Origin of the sequence: Pseudidiomarina homiensis (assembly GCF_003987225.1) — a bacterium.
GTDB classification, from domain to species: domain Bacteria; phylum Pseudomonadota; class Gammaproteobacteria; order Enterobacterales; family Alteromonadaceae; genus Pseudidiomarina; species Pseudidiomarina homiensis.
This window is the reverse complement of record NZ_PIPX01000001.1, coordinates 883,624-901,739: the sequence shown is the minus strand read 5'-3', so window position 1 is coordinate 901,739 and position 18,116 is coordinate 883,624. Positions and strand designations below refer to the sequence as shown.

Sequence of the window (18,116 nt, the reverse complement as noted above, 5' to 3'; positions counted from 1 at the left end):
TTCACTTAATTATTATTAAGCATGGGGTGCAAATGCTGAACTTTCAAATCTCACTGCGACTTTTACTGCCGACGCTCTTGTTTGTTGGCGGATTGACGATGGTTCAAAGTCAGGCGCGTGAACTTGAAATCGTGGTTACTGACGCTAACGGGCAAGTGCTCCCGCAAGCGGTCGTTTCTATCGACTTTGCGCCCGCAGCAAAAGCACCCACAGCAGCCATCATTGACCAGGTCGATCGCTTGTTCACCCCATTTATTTCAACGATCCAGCCGGGCTCAACGGTGAACTTCCCGAACAGCGATAATATCCGCCATCAAGTGTATTCGTTTTCGCCAGCGAAAACCTTTGAGTTACCTCTGTATAGTAACCGCGAGGCTCCGGCGATCACTTTTCCAGAGCCAGGCATTGTGGTGTTAGGTTGTAATATACATGACCACATGCGGGCTTATTTGTATGTGAGTCCGCATGCGCAATCACGTTTGACGGATGACAATGGCCTCGTGATACTTGAAGCACCTAGCGATGCTACGCAGGTGCATGTGTGGTATCCTGGGCTTGGTGATGAAACTACCGCCGAGCGCCACTTTGACGTAGCGAGCGATCAAGCGCAGCTGCGTGTGCAACTCCAAGTCGCGCCGCAACAGCAAAACCCACCACCGCCATCACCGCTGCAGCAGCGCTTTAATAAGTTAAAAGACCATGCGCATTAGTTTTCGCTCTCGGCTACTGCTGCTCTTTATCAGTTTGGCTGGCGGCGTGCTACTGGCCACGCTGATCGCGGTGACGTTTGCTACTGAAAAGCAGGCTGAACTGACGGTGGAGCGTGAACTCGCCGTGAGTGAGCGGGTATTAGGTGAGCTACTTAAACGTCGGGGCGAGCAATTAGAACAAGCGGCACAGGTATTGGCTGATGATTTTGGCTTTCGTGAGGCCGTCGCTAGTGGTGAGCAAGCAACCCTCGTTTCCGCCATGGTGAACCATGGTGATCGCATTGGTACGCAGTTGATGGCGCTGTATAGCGTCGACGGTGAAGAATTAGCAAGTACACATGCACTGCCAACAGGAACCGATTTTAGTGCGTTACGTGGCGTGCGCTTGATTGACGGTGAACTCTTTCAACTGATAACCGTGCCTGTGCGCGCGCCAGATGTTATCGCCTACGCAACCTTGGGCTTTATTATCGATGACCAACTTGCCGATGCGCTTAAGCAACTGACCAATACTGATCTGACATTCTTTGATAGCCAGGGACAACGGGTGCTCGCCTCGAGTTTAAAGCAACCATTGCAACAAGAGTTGCTGACCGCGGCGGGCCAAGATCAGCTTACCGCTTGGCTAGAAGAACAGGAACTCGCTGGACATTTGTCGACATTTAATGCCATTGAATTGTTGGTAAGTACCTCGCGGCTCGATGCGACGCAAGCTTTTCAGAACTTGCGCACGCAATATTTAGGTTTCGGTTTTGCAACGTTGTTGGTTGCATTGGTCTTAGCAATTGCGACTGCAAGGTATTTTAACCAGCCGCTCGCGCGTTTAACCCAAGCAGCCGAAGCCTTGCGCCGAGGTCGCTATGACGCGCCCTTGAACCTTAAACGCCAAGACGAGTTTGGCCAGTTAGGGGCAACTTTTGACACTATGCGTGAGGCCATTGCCGATCGTGAGCAACGCATTGTGTATCAACTCGAGCATGATTTGCTAACGAGTTTACCGAATCGCGAATCATTTTATAAAAACCTTCAACAACGCCTGACTGCGCGACAGAGTGGGGTCATGCTAGTACTCAACATCATGCGCTTTCGTGCCCTCAACGATAGGTTAGGACAAAGTTTCGGAGACCAAGTTTTACAACACGTTGCTAAGCGTTTGCGTGAAGTGTTTGCTGCAGATTGTTTTGTTGCGCGCTTGGCGAGTGATGAGTTTGTGGTGCTCTGTGATACCGCCGCAGAAGAGCAACTTGGCGCAAGTCTCAAAACCCTGCAGCGCACACGTTGGCATGTAGGTGAGGCGAGCTATCGCTTGGAGTTTCGAGCTGGCACAGTGCGCTTTCCGGAATACGGGGCTGAAGTCGATGTGTTGTTGCGGCGTGCGCAATTAGCCGCACAGTTGGCGCGTGCAGAGAAGCAACTCTTGGCGTCGTATCAGCAGGGGAGTGACGAGAGTTATTTGCGTCGCTTGCAGATTCTTCAGGCATTGCCCGATGCCATCGCAAGCCGCAAGTTGCAGTTGCATTATCAACCTAAAATCGATTGTACAACGGGTCGCGTGGTTGGTACAGAAGCTTTGATTCGCTGGCAACACGAACAGTTGGGCGTGATTCGACCTGATGAATTTATTCCGCTCGCCGAGCAGTCCGGCGATATTCTCCGAGTGACGCGATGGGTATGCGAGGCGGCTTTGAATCAACAACAGTATTGGTTGGAGCAGGGCGTCGATGTGCAAATGTCGGTGAACCTATCCGCTTTAGATTTGCAGTCTGATGACTTTGTTCAGTTCATCGCTACGGAACTCGATAAACGCCATCTTGATGCTTTTAAATTAACGCTGGAAGTCACTGAAAGTGCGGTGATGGCTGACCTCGAAAAGGCGCAACAGCGCTTGCGCGAGCTGCGTGAACTAGGCTGTAAGATAGCGCTCGACGATTATGGTACGGGCTACGCGTCGTTAGCGCAGTTGAAGCATCTTCCGCTCGACAAATTGAAGCTGGATCAAAGCTTTATCCGCGGTCTAAATAGCAATGAAAGTGACCGTATTATTGTGCAGTCAACATTAACTTTAGCCCATCAGCTGCACTTGCACACCGTCGCTGAGGGCGTCGAAGAAGAAGCCGCTTGGCTGCTATTGCAAAAGATGGGGTGCGATACCTTGCAGGGCTATTATTTTAGTCGCCCCTTGGTGGCAGTGGAATTTGAGCAGTGGCTTATAAACGAAGCTCCAAAGTTTAATGTGAAAGAGAAAAAGGCATTCAATGATGATTAATGCATTTGCTAAGCAGGTTGGGATTGGCCTTATTGCAGGCATCAGCTTGGCTTGCCAAACAGTTTACGCTGATGATGGGAAATTGCTTGCGACCGGCGCTGTGACCTCTATCGAGGGCTCTGGTGGTGGTGGTATCGTGCCATGGGCAACCACCGCGAGTTACGCTGAGGAAGGCGAGTGGGGCGTAACCGTGAATGCCAACTTTGCGGATGTCGAAGACTTTCAGTTGGGCGTGCAGAGCCTTAACTTCACCTACGATAATCGTGTTGAAGTAAGTTTCGCTCAGCAACGCCTAGGCCTGAACACTATTGGCGGAGACCTAAAACAAGATATCTTCGGCGTTAAGGTGCGACTCGCGGGCGATTTAGTTTATGGCGATATGCCGCAGTTAAGCGTTGGATTACAACACAAGCGCAACCAAACTTACGGCTTGCCCGCTGCGGTTGGCGCGCAAGACGACAGCGGCACGGACTTTTACTTTAGTGCCGCGAAAGCCTGGCTTGCAGGCCCTTTGGATAGAACTTGGGTGGCCAACTACACACTGCGGGCAACGAAAGCGAACCAATTAGGTTTGCTGGGTTTTGGCGGCGATAAGAATGACAGTTATGACTATGTGAGCGAAGCCAGTTTGGGGATGTTCGTTAATCGCTATTGGCTGGTTGGTGTGGAGTATCGTCAGAAGCCCGATAATTTGGGCTTTGCCAAAGAGTATGACTGGCGTGACGTGTTTGTCGGCTGGTTCCCAACTAAATCGGTCGCTTTGGTGGTCGCGTATGTTGATCTCAAATCGATCGCAGGTTTGCCTGATCAAACAGGTGCCTATGCGTCATTACAGGTGAGCTTCTAAGGAGTAGCGGCGATGAAATTTTTGCAAATGACCTTGATGAGTTTCGTTCTCCTGCTTGCCAGTGCGGGCGCTCATGCGAGTTCCCTCTACCAGGAACTTGGTGAAAAACAGGGCATTGATGACCTCATGGCGACCTTTGTGCTGGAGATTGCGGAAGACGAGCGGGTGATCGAGCACTTTGAAAATGCCGACATTGATCGTTTTCATCGCATGATCAGTCTGCATGTTTGCGAGTTAGTGGGCGGGCCCTGCACGTATGACGGCGCCAATATGATTGAAGTTCACACCGGCATGGGTATTACCCGTACTGAATTTAATGCGATTGTGGAAAATTTAATTGATGCCATGGAACAACATGAGATTCCTGTTTCTGCGCAAAACCAATTGCTTGATATTCTTGCTGATTTCCATGGCGAAATCGTAGGTCGTTAATTATGACGCTTGTCTCAACCGAATGGCTCGCGGCACGTCTAGATGATCCACAGGTCAAAGTATTTGACGCCAGCATGCAAAAGGTTATCGGTCGTACTCCGCTTGAATACGACCATTTACAGGTGATTCCTGGCGCGCGCAACCTTGTGCTGGAGCAGGAGTTGACTGACACAAACGCGTCGCTGCCCAACGCGTTTCCTTCGGCTGAGCAAGTCACACAATGGTTGCGGCATAATGACGTCGATCCTGACGACACTCTGGTTTTGTATGATAATCAAGGCATCTACTCCGCGCCTCGAGCATGGGTGGTATTGCAGGCCATGGGCCTGTCGAACGCTGTCATTTTGGATGGTGGTTTGCCAAAGTGGTTGGCGGAGCAGCGTCCAGTTGCCAATGAATACCAAGCCGCAAAGGGCACCGGAACGGTCACTGCGCAATTGCAGCGCGAGTGGCTTGCCGCCTGCGATGAGGTGCTGCACGCTTCGACAAGCGGTGAGGCTGTTATTGTGGATGCGCGTTCAGCGGAGCGGTTTGCGGGCAAGAAAGAAGAGCCGCGAGCGGGGATACGTGCGGGGCACATGCCTAATGCGAAAAATTTGCCTTTTGCTATGGTTCTGCAGGGAGACGGGTATGCCAATGTTCAACAACTTCAGCGGACCTTCGCCGAGCTTAGCGAGCAGCAGCCTCTTATTATCACCTGTGGCTCCGGTATCACCGCCTGCATTTTGCTGGTGGCGGCACGACTTGCTGGCTATCAGCAGGTGAAGCTCTATGACGGGTCATGGTCGGAGTGGGGGAGTCGAGACGATCTCCCTATCGAGACAGGTGAGCACTAAAAAGCCCACCGAAGTGGGCTTTTCTGAGGACTCTTTGCGTTTGGCGCTTAAACGTTAAAGCGGAACAAAATCACATCACCGTCTTTTACGATGTAATCTTTACCTTCTTCACGACGTTTACCTGCTTCTTTCGCGCCTTGCTCACCTTTGTAAGTAATGTAATCATCGAAAGCGACCACGACGGCACGGATAAAGCCTTTCTCAAAGTCAGTGTGGATTTTACCTGCGGCCTGCGGGGCAGTAGCGCCGACAGGAATCGTCCAAGCGCGTACTTCTTTAGGACCTGCGGTGAAGTAGGTTTGCAGGTTCAGAAGCTCATAACCACCGCGGATAACACGGTTCAAACCCGGTTCTTCGATGCCTAAATCAGCCATGAATTCAGCTTTCTCGTCGTCATCAAGCTCGGCGATTTCGCTTTCAATTTCCGCGCAAACAGGAACCACGATAGCGTCTTCTTTCGAAGCGATTTCGCGCACTTTGTCCAGATACGGGTTGTTTTCGAAGCCGTCATCGTTGACGTTAGCAATGTACATGGTTGGCTTTAAGGTCAACAGATTGTACGAACGAATGGTTGCACGTTCGTCTTTACTGAGTTCCACCGAGCGTGCCATGTCACCGTTTTCAAGCGCTGGCAATAACTTCTCAAGCACGGCGATTTCAGCGACGGCTTGTTTGTCGCCGCCTTTGGCTTTTTTGCCTAAACGGTGAATCGCTTTCTCGACGCTGTCGAGGTCAGCCAACGCCAGTTCGGTATTGATGACTTCAATATCTTCTTGCGGGTTCACCTGACCAGCAACGTGCACAATGTTGTCGTTCTCGAAGCAACGTACCACGTGACCAATGGCGTCAGTTTCACGGATATTAGCGAGGAACTGATTGCCCAAGCCTTCGCCTTTCGATGCACCCTTGACCAAGCCAGCAATGTCAACGAACTCCATGGTGGTTGGCAGCACGCGTTGTGGATTCACAATTTCTGCGAGCTTGTCCAAGCGCGGATCAGGTACAGCGACCACGCCAGTATTTGGCTCAATGGTACAGAAAGGGAAGTTAGCTGCTTCGATACCAGCTTTGGTTAAGGCGTTAAACAAAGTAGATTTACCAACGTTCGGCAAACCAACAATACCGCATTTGAATCCCATACTTATTCTCTCTCTGTACGTTAAAGCTGTGCTTTGAAACTATGCAGCTGCTGCTGTGCAGCGCGCATGTCTTGATCGAGCAACAATTCTATACTGTTGCATGCTTGCGCAATGGTATCGTCCATCAACTGTTGGTCTTGTGCAGGCGCTTTACCCAACACATAGCCGGTCACTTTGCTTTTGTGCCCCGGATGACCGATACCAATACGTAAGCGATGAAAATCAGGGCTACCAAGGGCAGCAATCATGTCTTTGATGCCATTGTGGCCACCACTGCCGCCGCCAGTTTTGAACTTGGCAACGCCTGGAGGCAGATCTAATTCGTCATAAGCAACCAGAATTTCTTCTGGCTTGATTTTGAAGAAGTTCGCCAAAGCGCCTACCGACTTTCCGCTTTTGTTCATAAACGTCATCGGCTCGAGCAGACGTAAGTCCCATGCACCTTTTTGTAAGCGCGCGGTATGACCAAAGAATTTTGTTTCGGGTTGCAAGCTCAAGCTATAGCGGCGGGCGAATTCTTCGACCAACCAGAAGCCTGCATTGTGGCGGGTTTGGGAATATTCGGGGCCTGGATTTCCCAGGCCCACGAGTAGACGAATTGTCGACATAATGCCTTATTCTTCGTCTTTTTTGTCTTCTTCTTCACTTTCTTTAGCGGTTGGTACTTCTGGAGAAACTTCTTCAGTCTCTTCAGTTTCTTCTTTCTCTACACGTGGTGCAGTGATAGAAACGACCGCTTGGTCATGGTCTTCACCTTTGGTTAACTCGACCAATTCAACGCCGTTTGGCAATGCAAGGTCAGTTAAGTGCAAGGTGTCACCAATCGCCATGTTTGCTACGTCAACTTCCAAGTACTCAGGTAAGTCTTTCGGCAAACAAGTGATTTCAACGTCATTCACGTGGTGAACAACAACACCGCCTTCGTCTTTCACGCCTTTCGCAGTCTTCTCGTTCAAGAAGTGCAGTGGTACGTGGGTGTGTAACTTCTGACCTTTTTCTACGCGTTGGAAGTCAAGGTGAGTCAACTTAGGCTTGTATGGGTGACGTTGAATGTCCTTCAAGATAGCCTGATGCTTCTTGCCGTCGATGACCAAGGTCAAAATGTGCGAGTAGAAAGCTTCGTAATCGGCCATGTTGTTCACTTTGTTGTGATCAAGGGTCAATGACACAGCTTCTTTGTTCGCACCGTACAAGATTGCAGGCACTTTGTCTGCGCGACGCAGGCGGCGGCTCGCACCTTTCCCTGTATCAGTACGCAGTTGTGCTTGAATAGTAAAATCGATATCCGACATGGAGTGTCTCCGTTAAATAAAAATAAGTCGGTGATTCGCGACCAAATCCCGACACTTTCCTCGCTCATTTTCGAGGGCGCGGAATAGTACCACCCGCGCCAACAAAATTCAATCAATACTCAAACATTGCCGAGATGGATTCTTCGTTGCTCACGCGGCGCAATGCTTCTGATAGCATGCCGCTCAAGGTTAACTGGTGAACCTTATCTAAGGCCTTCATTTCAGGGCTTAATGGAATGCTATCGGTGACCACAACGTGGTCAATGTTCGATTCGCGAATGTTGTTCACCGCACCACCAGAAAAAACTGGATGCGTTGCGTAGGCGAACACTCGACGTGCACCGTTTTCTTTCAGGGCGTCAGCAGCTTTACAAAGCGTACCGCCAGTGTCGATCATGTCGTCGACGATGATGCAATCGCGATCTTGCACGTCACCGATAATGTGCATTACTTGCGATTCGTTTGCCCGCGGGCGACGTTTATCGATGATGGCAAGGTCGATGTCATTCAATAACTTGGCCATTGCTCGCGCTCGCACGACACCACCGATGTCTGGTGAAACCACCACAGGGTTATGGAATTGTTGTTTACTCAAGTGCTCAAGCAAGACAGGGGTACCAAAGACGTTGTCGACTGGGACATCGAAGAAGCCTTGAATCTGTTCGGCATGGAGGTCAACGGTTAAAACACGGTCAACACCAACACTCGAGAGAAAGTCTGCGACGACTTTAGAGGTGATAGGCACACGTGCAGAACGTACGCGGCGGTCTTGGCGAGCATAGCCAAAATACGGCATGACAGCAGTGATACGACCGGCCGATGCGCGACGCAGGGCGTCAACCATGACAATAAGTTCCATGAGGTTGTCATTGGTAGGAGCGCATGTTGATTGGATGATAAAAACGTCAGAACCACGGACATTTTCGTTGATTTTTACGCTGATTTCACCGTCGCTAAAACGGCCAACCTCGGCATCGCCGAGTTTGATGTAGAGTCGGTCAGCAATCTTCTGGGCGAGTTCTGGCGTGGCGTTGCCAGCAAAGAGCTTCATGTCAGGCACACTAAACCTCAATCTTAGTTGGTCAGGTTGTCAGTTGAAGCCTGCCGCAGTTGCTGGCAGACCGGGGATTCGTTTAAACCACGTGCGACAAAGCCATTCCATTGGGCGGGCATCCGTGCGAGCGCAGCACGCGCTAATTCTTGGCTTTCAAAAGCACCGAAGAGACAGGCGCCGGTACCGGTAAGCCGAGTTGGCGCGTATTCTACCAACCAGTCGAGGGCCTTGGCAACTTCGGGATACAGTTCGCGGACTAGTGGCTCGAAGACATTCTGTGTGGTTTGCTGCTGCCAAGTCTCGCGAGCGAGCGGTAGGCAGTCCCGTTGCAATGCCGGGTGTTGGAACAGTGTCGCGGTACTAATATGGACGCCGGGATCAATGACCAAGTACCAAGGACTGCTAGGCTGTACCGGGTACAGCTGCTCGCCAATGCCTTCGGCGAATGCGGCGTGCCCGCGCACAAAAACAGGTACGTCAGCCCCTAGTTGTAAGCCAAGCTCAGCGAGCTGATCTTCATTGAATTGTAAGTCCCATAGTCGATTAAGGGCGAGCAGCGTTGTTGCCGCATCCGACGAACCACCGCCTAATCCGCCGCCGTAGGGGAGACGTTTATCCAGAATGATGCGTACCCCTTGCTTTACCGACTGCTTCGTTTGCAGGAGCTGTGCTGCGCGTACCACCAAATTATCAGCGGTGTTGAGTGCGGCAGCTGAACATTGAAATTCAATCGCTGGTGTCGTTAAGCGCGTAAAGCTTAAAACATCGTGCAGATCTAAAAACTGAAAGACGCTCTGTAACTCATGATAGCCATCGTCACGACGCCCAGTGATATGCAAAAATAGATTTAGCTTCGCTGGCGCGGGTAAAACTAAAGTTTCCATTCGCTCACCCGTAACTTAATTCGCCAGGTTGAACTACGCAGTTCAACATTGTGCGGCAAAAATAGCTGTCCAGATTGCTGTTCGTAGTTATTTAATTGCACTTGCCATTGTTGCTCATTGCGTGTGACCAGGTAACTCATTAGTGGTGCCACTGCGAGTTCTTGGTTATTGAGCAGCAGGTAGCGCTGCTGTTCGGCGCCTTGCGGCCGGCCGCCGACAATAACCTGCTGTAACAGCATAATGGGCAGCTCAAAGTTGAACAACCGCGCCACCAACGATTCGGCGTTGTAGCCATAATAGGCTTGCTCGTCTTCATCGTAGTAGGTTGCTCCTTGTGCATCCTGTTCTAACCGCGCCAAAGTGCCTTTTAGTGGATGATAAAAGCGCAGCTGTAAGCGCTCAGGCGATTGTTTCCACTCGAGGTAAACCGCGTCACGCTCATCAGCAGTTAAATTAAACAGGGCGATTTGCCCGCGTAACTGCCAATGTTGCAATGCGTCGACTTGAGCTTGATGACGAGCCACAGCGTTCGCATCGATTGCGTCCATCGGAATTTCTTCAGGTGGCGCTGCGCAGCCAGTCAAAATCAGTGAAAACAAGAGCAATAAGCGTAGTTTCATGGACTTGTCCAAGGTTTGGTGTGCTTTTCATCATGCGGCCTTTAACGTACAATTAGCGGCGTTTTGCTGTGCCAGAGGCTCGCTTTTTTCCATTATGACTATTTTTGCACTCGGTGTTAACCATAAAACCGCTTCCGTAGACTTACGTGAGCAAATAGCGTTCTCGCCTGAGCAGTTGCATAGCGCACTGCCAGCCCTGCGTGAGCAGACGGGTGTGCGTGAAGCGGTGATTGTGTCGACCTGTAATCGCACCGAGATTTATTGCCACGCCGATGGCCAAAATGGGCCGTCGAGCGATTTATTGCTCGGCTGGCTAGCTGGCTATCACGGAGTGCCTGCGACGGCCTTGCAAAGTCACAGCTATTGCCACACTGATGCTGCTGCCATCGATCACCTCATGCGTGTTGCAAGCGGTCTTGATTCGCTGATTTTAGGTGAGCCGCAAATCCTTGGACAAGTGAAGCAGGCTTATCAGTTCGCCAAAAATCAAGCTAGCGTGGGTGGCATTCTCGAGCGCTTGTTCCAGCAAACTTTTCACATTGCTAAGCGCGTTCGCAGTGAGACTGCGGTGGGAGAAAACGCAGTTTCGGTAGCCTTTGCTGCGGTGAATTTGGCGCGACACATTTTTGCGGATTTAACGCACGCATCGGTATTATTGGTGGGCGCTGGCGACACCGCCGAATTGGTGGCACAGCACTTAACCGAAATCGGTGTCGATAAGCTTACGGTCGCTAACCGGACATTAATGCGCGCTGAAACCGTGGCGAGTAAGTTCAACGGGCAAGCGCACACCCTTGGCGAACTGCCAGAGTTACTGCCGCAAGCTGATATTGTTATTTCTTCGACCGCGAGCACACTGCCGATCATTGGCAAAGGCTTGATTGAAAGCGCATTGAAGCAGCGCAAACGCAAACCCATGCTGCTCATTGATTTAGCTGTCCCACGCGACATTGAAGCGCAAGTGGATGAGCTCAGCGATGCTTATTTGTATAGCGTTGATGACCTGCAAGGCATCATTCAAGAAAACATGCGTAACCGTGAAGAAGCGGCGGCGCAAGCACAGGCGATGATCCTCGAGCAAACCGAGCAGTTTATGACGTGGTTGCGTGGTCTGGATCATGTCGATGTCTTGCGTGATTTTCGGCAACACACTGAGCAACTGGCGCAGGATCAGTTACAACGTGCTCGCAATCAATTGGCGGCTGGTAAGCCTGCCGAAGAGGTGATGGCTGAACTCACGCAAAGGCTTACTAAACAATTTTTACACGCACCAACCAGAACCTTGCGTGAAGCCGGAGCGAAAGGCGATTACCAAACGCTCGCGGTATTTCAGCAACTCTATAACGATAACGATTAAGGTTTCTTAAGCTATGATGAATCCTTCGATTACCCGCAAACTCGAAGCCCTTTTAGAGCGCTACGAAGAAGTGCAGCATTTGCTAAGTGATGCCGGCATTATTGCGGACCAAGAGCGCTTTCGTGCGCTCTCACGTGAATACGCTCAATTAGAAGAGTTGGTGAAGTGTTTTCGTGATTATCAGCAAGCCCAAGAAGACGCCGCAGCGGCGGAAGAAATGCTCGCTGAAGATGATGCTGAAATGCGAGAAATGGGTCAGCTGGAGCTCGAAACTGCGCAAGCCAAGCAAGAAGAGCTGGCGCAGGAATTACAGATTCTCTTGTTGCCACGCGATCCCAATGATGATCGTCCATGTTATTTAGAAATCCGTGCTGGAGCAGGTGGTGATGAAGCAGCCATTTTTGCTGGTGACTTGTTCCGCATGTATAGCCGCTATGCCGAGCAACATGGTTGGCGGGTGAGTATTGTCAATGCCAACGAAGGTGAGCACGGCGGTTACAAAGAGGTGATTGCGCACGTTTCTGGTGATGGCGCTTATGGGCGGATGAAATTTGAATCGGGTGGGCACCGTGTCCAACGTGTTCCTGAAACCGAGTCACAGGGCCGCGTGCACACGTCAGCGTGTACGGTCGCAGTGCTACCAGAAGTGCCTGAAGCAGAAGCCATCGAGATCAATCCGGCGGATCTACGCGTCGATACCTTCCGCGCCTCGGGAGCCGGTGGTCAGCACGTTAACCGTACCGATTCGGCGATTCGTATTACCCACATTCCGTCAGGTATTGTGGTGGAGTGCCAGGACGAACGTTCACAGCACAAAAACCGAGCCAAGGCGATGTCAGTATTGCAAGCACGCTTGCAACAAGCGGCTGATGACAAACGTTTGGCCGAAGAACAAGCAACTCGTCGCAGTCTCGTTGCCAGTGGCGACCGGTCGGAGCGGATTCGTACCTACAATTATCCACAGGGGCGCGTTAGCGATCACCGCATCAACCTAACCCTTTATCGTTTGGATGAAGTCCTCAATGGTGCGCTGGACCTCATTCTTGATGCTATTGTGCAAGAGCACCAAGCCGATCAGCTCGCCGCCTTGGCTGAGCAACAGGGGTAAGGGTGCAAATTCAGGCTTGGTTGCGCCATGCGCGAACATGTATCGAGGCAAGCCAAGCGGCAAGTGCAACGCCGCAATTGGACGCCGAAGTGCTACTTGCGCATGTGCTGTCGTGTTCACGCACTTATTTGCATACTTGGCCTGATAAAGTCCTCGATGAGCAGCAACTAAAGAGCGCTGAAGGGCTATTGCAACAGCGGGCGACCGGATTACCAGTCGCGCACCTGCTCGGCGAACGAGAATTCTGGTCGTTGCCTTTACAGGTGAATGCGAGCACGTTGATCCCGCGGCCGGATACGGAGTGCTTGGTTGAACAAGCACTGCAATTATCCTTGCCGGCGCAAGCGCGCGTGCTTGACCTTGGTACGGGCACCGGAGCCATTGCGCTGGCGCTGAAAAGTGAGCGACCGCGGTGGCAAGTTGTGGCGGTAGATAAAACTATCGATGCCGTAAAGCTGGCACAAGCGAACGCCGCGCGCCTAGGACTTGCTGTTGAAGTGCAACAAAGTGATTGGTTTCGTAACATTGCCGACCAGCGCTTTGACTTAATTGTAAGCAATCCGCCGTACATTGATGCTCGCGATCCGCATTTACAACAAGGCGATGTACGTTTTGAACCACACTCTGCTTTAGTGGCTGGAGCGAGCGGTTTTGCTGATTTAGCAACAATCATAACAACCGCCCGGAGCTACCTGAACGCAAACGGCTGGCTGGTCTTGGAACATGGTTGGCAACAGGCGGAGCGATGTCGTTTAGCGCTGCATGAGGCGGGTTATGGGCAGGTACAAAGTCAACGCGATTATGCTAATCTGGAGCGCATAACCTTTGGCCAATGGGAATCAGATAAAGGGAGCGAGACGGATGTCGAATGAATTCTTATTTGCCCATGAACAACCGGAAAAGAAAACATCAGAGGCGACCCCGCAGCGACCGAAATGGAAAATTTTGATCGTTGATGACGAGAAAGAAGTTCATGCGGTGACCCGATTAGCACTGATGGACGTGACCTTTGAAGGCGCGGGACTGGAGTTTCTCAGCGCTCACTCTATAGCGGAAGCTAAGGCACAAATTGATGCCCATGAGGATTTGGCGCTGGTTTTGTTGGACGTCGTCATGGAAACGGATGATGCCGGTCTGCAGGTGGCAAATTACATTCGCCAGCACAAAGGCAATCAACAAGCACGGATCATCCTGCGCACGGGGCAACCTGGTCAAGCTCCTGAACGTGCGGTGGTGCTCAATTATGATATTAATGACTACAAAGCGAAGACCGAGCTAACGTCACAAAAACTGTTTACGAGTGTGATGTCCGCCTTGCGTTCATATCGCGATATTATGCAGGTGGAGCAGCAACGTCAGCAATTGGAAAACCGTCTTAAACGCATCGTCGAATTACTCACGAGCGACTATCCAGCCGCCGCTGCCGCGGTGCAACAACAATTAGAACAAGAGGACTCAAAGTGATCCCATACATCGCGTTAAAACATCTCCATGTCACGTTCGTGGCCATAAGTGTGTTATTATTTGTGCTTCGCTTTTTTTGGCGCAGCATTGATGCCAAGGTCGCACAACAGAAGTGGGTTAAAGTTGTTCCCCATGTGATTGATACCTTCTTATTGTTGACGATCGTCGGTATGTTGTTGCATTGGGGCCAATGGCCATGGGAAACCTCATGGTTAGGTAATAAATTACTTGGTTTAGTGGGTTACATTGCGTTTGGTTTAGTGGCGATGAAAGCACAAACCACAGCATTGCGCTTCGGTGGTTTCATTGTCGCGTTGGGCTGGATTGGTTTTCTGTTCCATGTGGCCTTCAGTAAGCAAGCGTTGATTGGTTGATTTTTGGGCTAACTCTGAATAAAGGATGCTATGCAAAGTACTATGCGGTTTTCGTACTTAGAACATGTTGAACATGAACTGTTACCGACCATTGAAATTCTTTGGGAGGTGAGTCGCGTTTTTCATGCGGATAGCGATCATTATGTCAGCTCATTTTACCAGCAGCTGAGTGGCTTAAAAGAGCACTCAGAGTTGACGGAGCTAGATGGCGTGGAGCTCCTGCGGGAACTCTGCCGCGTATTTTACTGGCAGCTCGGCTTCAGCAAGGCGCCTGAACAGCTGCTAACCAATAAACGGGTGTTGGTCGATCGGGCTATTCGCCTGCGCACCGGCGAACCCTTTAGTTTGGCGCTGCTCTTACAAGAAGCTGCGAATTATTTTGGTCTAGAGCTTGAGCTGATTGACTTTCCAGACTACCCATTATTGCGCTTTGACCACGATCAGCATAGCTACTTTGTTGATCCAAGTAGCGGTGACCTGCTGTTAGGCGAGCAGGTGCAGGAGCGCTTTGAAGATGCTACCGAAGGTAGCGAAGACTTTAGCTGGGACAAACTCGAAGCGGCCGAGCAAAAGCATATTTTAGTGCGTTATTTGAGTGAGCTTAAGCATGCGTTTATTAGCGATCGGCGCTTTGCCGATGCGCTGACCACTGTGCATATGTTACTCACTATTTTGCCCGACGATCCTTACGAGATACGTGACCGCGGCTATATTTTGGAAGAACTGGACTGCAATCACGTAGCGGTTGACGATTATCAGTATTTTGTCGAACAATGCCCTGATGATCCAAGCGCCCAGTTATTGCGCTTACAGTTAGAGAATTGGACAACCCCGCAAACCGTTTTGCATTAATTATAATAACGATAAGAGGTGAACGTGGAAGCTGCTCCCTTGATTACGAATGATGGTATTATTTTCGGCTTATTGGCCGTAATTCTTGGTGCCATTTTTTATACCCAACAGAGTACGAGTTCATTCTGGCAGAAGTTTTATCAGTGGGTGCCAGCTCTGTTGCTTTGTTACTTTGTGCCATCGTTGCTGAATACGTTCGGCATCGTAAACGGTAGTGAGACCGCCATTTACCCGTTGGTGATGGACTACTTACTACCGACCTGTTTGGTGTTATTGACCTTAAGTTTAGATTTAAAGGCAATATTTCGCCTTGGCCCGAAACTCTTGATTCTCTTCCTTACGGGTACTGTCGGTATTGTCATTGGCGGACCGATCGCATTGCTGATCGTGTCGGCGATTTTCCCGGAGATGCTTGGTGGTGCTGGCCCTGATGCGGTATGGCGCGGGATGACCACTATCGCTGGTAGCTGGATCGGTGGCGGTGCAAACCAAGCCGCGATGAAGGAAGTTTACGAAGTCGGTGGAGAAATTTTCTCAGCCATGGTTACCGTCGACATTATTGTCGCAAACCTGTGGATGGCTGTGTTGCTCTACATGGCAGCAAACAGTAAAAAAATTGATGCGCGTATTGGTGCTGACACCAGCGGTATTGAAGCGATTAAAGAACGCGTCGAGAAATATGAGGCCGAGCACCGTCGCGAAGCCAAACTACCTGATTTGGTGTTCATCTTAGCTGTCGGTTTTGGTGTGGCGGGTCTTGGCCACTTAGGTGCTGATTTTATCGCGCCTTACATCGCTGACAACATGCCGGTATTAAAGGACTTTAGCTTAGATAAAAAGTTCTTCTGGTTGATCGTCATTGCGACGACCTTGGGTGTGGCGCTGTCGTTTACTAAGGCGCGTAAACTTGAGGGCGTCGGTGCATCCAAAATTGGTTCGTTGTTTGTTTATATCCTCGTTGCGACCATTGGTTTGCATATGGATGTGAGCGCAATTATGGAAGTGCCGAAGTACTTCTTAATTGGCGGCATTTGGATGCTTATTCACGCTGGTTTGATGTTGCTTGTCGCGCGTCTTCTGAAAGCACCAGTGTTTTACATGGCCGTAGGTAGCCAAGCCAACGTCGGTGGGGCCGCGTCGGCACCTGTCGTGGCCTCAGCATTCCATCCGTCATTGGCACCAGTAGGTGTACTATTAGCGGTTCTTGGTTATGCATTAGGTACTTACATGGCCTATATTTGTGGACAAATTCTACGCGTAATCGCAGCTGGTTAAGGATACGACGTGTTTAATACTGAAGTGATCAAAGTCGGTGACGTGCAAGTGGGGAACCACTTGCCGTTCGTATTATTTGGCGGCATGAATGTGCTCGAATCACGTGACATGGCGATGCGCGTAGCTGAGCACTATGTTGAAGTCACCCAACGTTTGGGAATTCCTTACGTCTTTAAAGCGTCGTTTGACAAAGCGAACCGTTCATCGATTCATTCGTACCGTGGTCCGGGACTTGATAAAGGGCTCGAGATCTTTGCGGAAATCAAGCGTACGTTCAATGTTCCGGTGATCACCGACGTGCACGAACCCCATCAAGCGGCACCTGTGGCAGAAGTGGCTGACATCCTGCAATTACCGGCGTTTTTGGCGCGGCAAACCGACTTGGTTGTTGCTATGGCAAAAACGGGTGCGGTCATAAACGTGAAAAAACCGCAGTTCTTAGCGCCTCATGAAATGCGTCATATTCTGAAGAAATTTGCCGAAGCGGATAATCATAAAGTGATTTTATGCGAACGTGGCAGCTGTTTTGGCTATAACAACCTTGTCGTTGATATGCTCGGTATGGACGAAATGCGGCAAATGGCTCCTGTCATGTTCGATGCGACACACGCATTGCAACGTCCAGGTGGTCGCGCTGACTCCGCCGATGGTCGTCGAGCGCAGGCCGCAGTGCTGGCGCGCTCAGGTATGGCATTAGGGCTGGCTGGATTGTTTATCGAAGCGCATCCTGATCCTGATCAAGCGAAGTGCGATGGCCCATGTGCACTACCGCTGAGTAAGCTAGAGCCGTACTTACAACAAATGCAGGCCGTGGATAACCTCGTGAAAGGTTTCGCCCCGTTGGATACCTCGAACGTTTAGGTTGAAAGGCTGATTTACCACCTTGCACCCATGCGCAACATGCTTTAAATTAAAACGCATGTTTAAAATGGATGTTCCAAACGGTGGTGAAGATGGCCAAGCGCATCACAACCCAAGAAAAAATTCTTAATGCTGCTGAAGCTTTGTTTGCAGAACAAGGCTTTGAGCAAACCTCTTTGCGGCAAATTACCACTGAAGCCAACGTTAATTTGGCTTCAGTCAATTATCATTTCGGCTCCAAAAAGGCGCTCATTCAAGCGGTAATGGCGCGTTACCTTGAAGTCTTCATGCCTAAGCTTGCTGAACAGCTCACTGTGCTGAATGCGCGTGGTAATTTTTCCACCCGTGATGTCTTCGATTGCTTCCGCGAACCGCTCGCTGAGTTAAAGCAAGTGCGAAAACACGGCCCGACTTTATTTCTCAGTTTGCTGGGTTTCGCCTATGCTGAAATACAGGGTCATCTGCGTCGCTATACCATGGAACACTTTGGCGAAGTCATGGCGTTACTGCTTGATACTTTGCATCAAGCGAATCCGCAACTCAGTCCGGTCGACATGTTTTGGCGACTACACTTCGTCTTAGGGGCTACCGTGTTTGCGCAAGTTTCGGGGCCAGCGTTGCGAGAAATAGCCGCCGCAGACTTTGGTGAAGCAGTGGCTGCCGATCAAGTGATCGACCGACTCATTCCATTTCTTGCCGGCGGCCTAGACGCAGCAAGTCATTCTTCAACTGTGGAGTAAAGAAA

The 18,116-nt window shown here is 50.6% G+C and carries 19 protein-coding genes and 1 pseudogene; 14 read left to right on the top strand and 6 right to left on the bottom strand.

Going from position 1 to position 18,116, the window contains the following annotated elements:
- Nucleotides 1-32 precede the first annotated feature (32 nt).
- The 5 genes from CWI70_RS04395 to CWI70_RS04375 are packed head-to-tail and all read left to right on the top strand — an operon-like array spanning nucleotide 33 to nucleotide 5,091.
- Nucleotides 33-710, top strand: coding sequence for a methylamine utilization protein (locus CWI70_RS04395; RefSeq protein WP_126770904.1), 678 nt, complete (start codon nucleotides 33-35; stop codon nucleotides 708-710).
- The gene (locus tag CWI70_RS04390; RefSeq protein ID WP_126770902.1) at nucleotides 700-2,976 is read left to right on the top strand and encodes a putative bifunctional diguanylate cyclase/phosphodiesterase; all 2,277 of its coding nucleotides are present in this window, start codon (nucleotides 700-702) and stop codon (nucleotides 2,974-2,976) included. The genes CWI70_RS04395 and CWI70_RS04390 overlap by 11 nt, the downstream gene beginning before the upstream one ends.
- On the top strand, nucleotides 2,966-3,823 hold the full coding sequence (locus CWI70_RS04385) for a DUF3034 family protein (RefSeq protein WP_241967819.1): 858 nt from the start codon (nucleotides 2,966-2,968) through the stop codon (nucleotides 3,821-3,823). Before CWI70_RS04390 ends, CWI70_RS04385 begins: the two co-directional genes overlap by 11 nt.
- Before the next feature lie 12 nt (nucleotides 3,824-3,835).
- The gene (locus CWI70_RS04380) at nucleotides 3,836-4,255 is read left to right on the top strand and encodes a group I truncated hemoglobin (RefSeq protein ID WP_126770900.1); all 420 of its coding nucleotides are present in this window, start codon (nucleotides 3,836-3,838) and stop codon (nucleotides 4,253-4,255) included.
- A gap of 2 nt (nucleotides 4,256-4,257) precedes the next feature.
- A complete protein-coding gene (locus CWI70_RS04375; RefSeq protein WP_126770898.1) occupies nucleotides 4,258-5,091 on the top strand; it encodes a sulfurtransferase in 834 nt (277 codons plus the stop codon).
- A 47-nt stretch (nucleotides 5,092-5,138) separates the two neighbouring features.
- On the opposite strand, the gene ychF is transcribed toward CWI70_RS04375, so the two are convergent.
- From ychF to lolB, 6 genes are all read right to left on the bottom strand, one after another.
- A complete protein-coding gene (gene ychF, locus CWI70_RS04370; protein ID WP_126770896.1) occupies nucleotides 5,139-6,230 on the bottom strand; it encodes a redox-regulated ATPase YchF in 1,092 nt (363 codons plus the stop codon).
- A 20-nt stretch (nucleotides 6,231-6,250) separates the two neighbouring features.
- Nucleotides 6,251-6,838: an aminoacyl-tRNA hydrolase gene (gene pth / locus CWI70_RS04365; RefSeq protein ID WP_126770894.1), complete on the bottom strand. Its 588-nt coding sequence runs from the start codon at nucleotides 6,836-6,838 to the stop codon at nucleotides 6,251-6,253.
- Nucleotides 6,839-6,844: 6 nt separating this feature from the next.
- Nucleotides 6,845-7,522: a 50S ribosomal protein L25/general stress protein Ctc gene (locus CWI70_RS04360; RefSeq protein ID WP_126770892.1), complete on the bottom strand. Its 678-nt coding sequence runs from the start codon at nucleotides 7,520-7,522 to the stop codon at nucleotides 6,845-6,847.
- 112 nt (nucleotides 7,523-7,634) lie between these two features.
- On the bottom strand, nucleotides 7,635-8,582 hold the full coding sequence (locus CWI70_RS04355; RefSeq protein ID WP_126770890.1) for a ribose-phosphate pyrophosphokinase: 948 nt from the start codon (nucleotides 8,580-8,582) through the stop codon (nucleotides 7,635-7,637).
- Between the two features lie 14 nt (nucleotides 8,583-8,596).
- Nucleotides 8,597-9,460, bottom strand: a complete 864-nt coding sequence (gene ispE / locus CWI70_RS04350) for a 4-(cytidine 5'-diphospho)-2-C-methyl-D-erythritol kinase (protein WP_126770888.1) — start codon at nucleotides 9,458-9,460, stop codon at nucleotides 8,597-8,599.
- Nucleotides 9,448-10,080: a lipoprotein insertase outer membrane protein LolB gene (lolB, locus tag CWI70_RS04345; RefSeq protein WP_126770886.1), complete on the bottom strand. Its 633-nt coding sequence runs from the start codon at nucleotides 10,078-10,080 to the stop codon at nucleotides 9,448-9,450. The genes ispE and lolB overlap by 13 nt, the downstream gene beginning before the upstream one ends.
- A gap of 94 nt (nucleotides 10,081-10,174) precedes the next feature.
- Between lolB and hemA the strand changes: the two genes are divergently transcribed.
- From hemA to psrA, 9 genes and pseudogenes are all read left to right on the top strand, one after another.
- Nucleotides 10,175-11,437, top strand: coding sequence for a glutamyl-tRNA reductase (hemA, locus tag CWI70_RS04340; RefSeq protein ID WP_126770884.1), 1,263 nt, complete (start codon nucleotides 10,175-10,177; stop codon nucleotides 11,435-11,437).
- Between the two features lie 16 nt (nucleotides 11,438-11,453).
- Nucleotides 11,454-12,545: a peptide chain release factor 1 gene (prfA, locus tag CWI70_RS04335; protein ID WP_126772697.1), complete on the top strand. Its 1,092-nt coding sequence runs from the start codon at nucleotides 11,454-11,456 to the stop codon at nucleotides 12,543-12,545.
- A 2-nt stretch (nucleotides 12,546-12,547) separates the two neighbouring features.
- A complete protein-coding gene (prmC, locus tag CWI70_RS04330; protein ID WP_126770882.1) occupies nucleotides 12,548-13,417 on the top strand; it encodes a peptide chain release factor N(5)-glutamine methyltransferase in 870 nt (289 codons plus the stop codon).
- Nucleotides 13,407-13,913 (top strand): annotated as a pseudogene (locus CWI70_RS04325) (response regulator); the annotation flags it as partial. The gene prmC and the pseudogene CWI70_RS04325, both read left to right, overlap by 11 nt.
- Nucleotides 13,914-14,005: 92 nt before the next feature.
- Nucleotides 14,006-14,383: a SirB2 family protein gene (locus CWI70_RS04320; protein WP_258807120.1), complete on the top strand. Its 378-nt coding sequence runs from the start codon at nucleotides 14,006-14,008 to the stop codon at nucleotides 14,381-14,383.
- Nucleotides 14,384-14,413: 30 nt separating this feature from the next.
- A complete protein-coding gene (locus CWI70_RS04315; protein WP_126770879.1) occupies nucleotides 14,414-15,235 on the top strand; it encodes a tetratricopeptide repeat protein in 822 nt (273 codons plus the stop codon).
- A 24-nt stretch (nucleotides 15,236-15,259) separates the two neighbouring features.
- Complete coding sequence (locus tag CWI70_RS04310) at nucleotides 15,260-16,510, top strand: DUF819 family protein (protein ID WP_126770877.1); 1,251 nt, start codon at nucleotides 15,260-15,262, stop codon at nucleotides 16,508-16,510.
- Between the two features lie 24 nt (nucleotides 16,511-16,534).
- Nucleotides 16,535-17,371 carry a 3-deoxy-8-phosphooctulonate synthase gene (gene kdsA / locus CWI70_RS04305; protein ID WP_420849351.1) on the top strand — a complete coding sequence of 279 codons (837 nt, stop codon included), beginning with the start codon at nucleotides 16,535-16,537 and terminating at the stop codon, nucleotides 17,369-17,371.
- A gap of 92 nt (nucleotides 17,372-17,463) precedes the next feature.
- A complete protein-coding gene (gene psrA, locus CWI70_RS04300; protein WP_126770873.1) occupies nucleotides 17,464-18,111 on the top strand; it encodes a TetR family transcriptional repressor PsrA in 648 nt (215 codons plus the stop codon).
- Nucleotides 18,112-18,116: the final 5 nt, after the last annotated feature.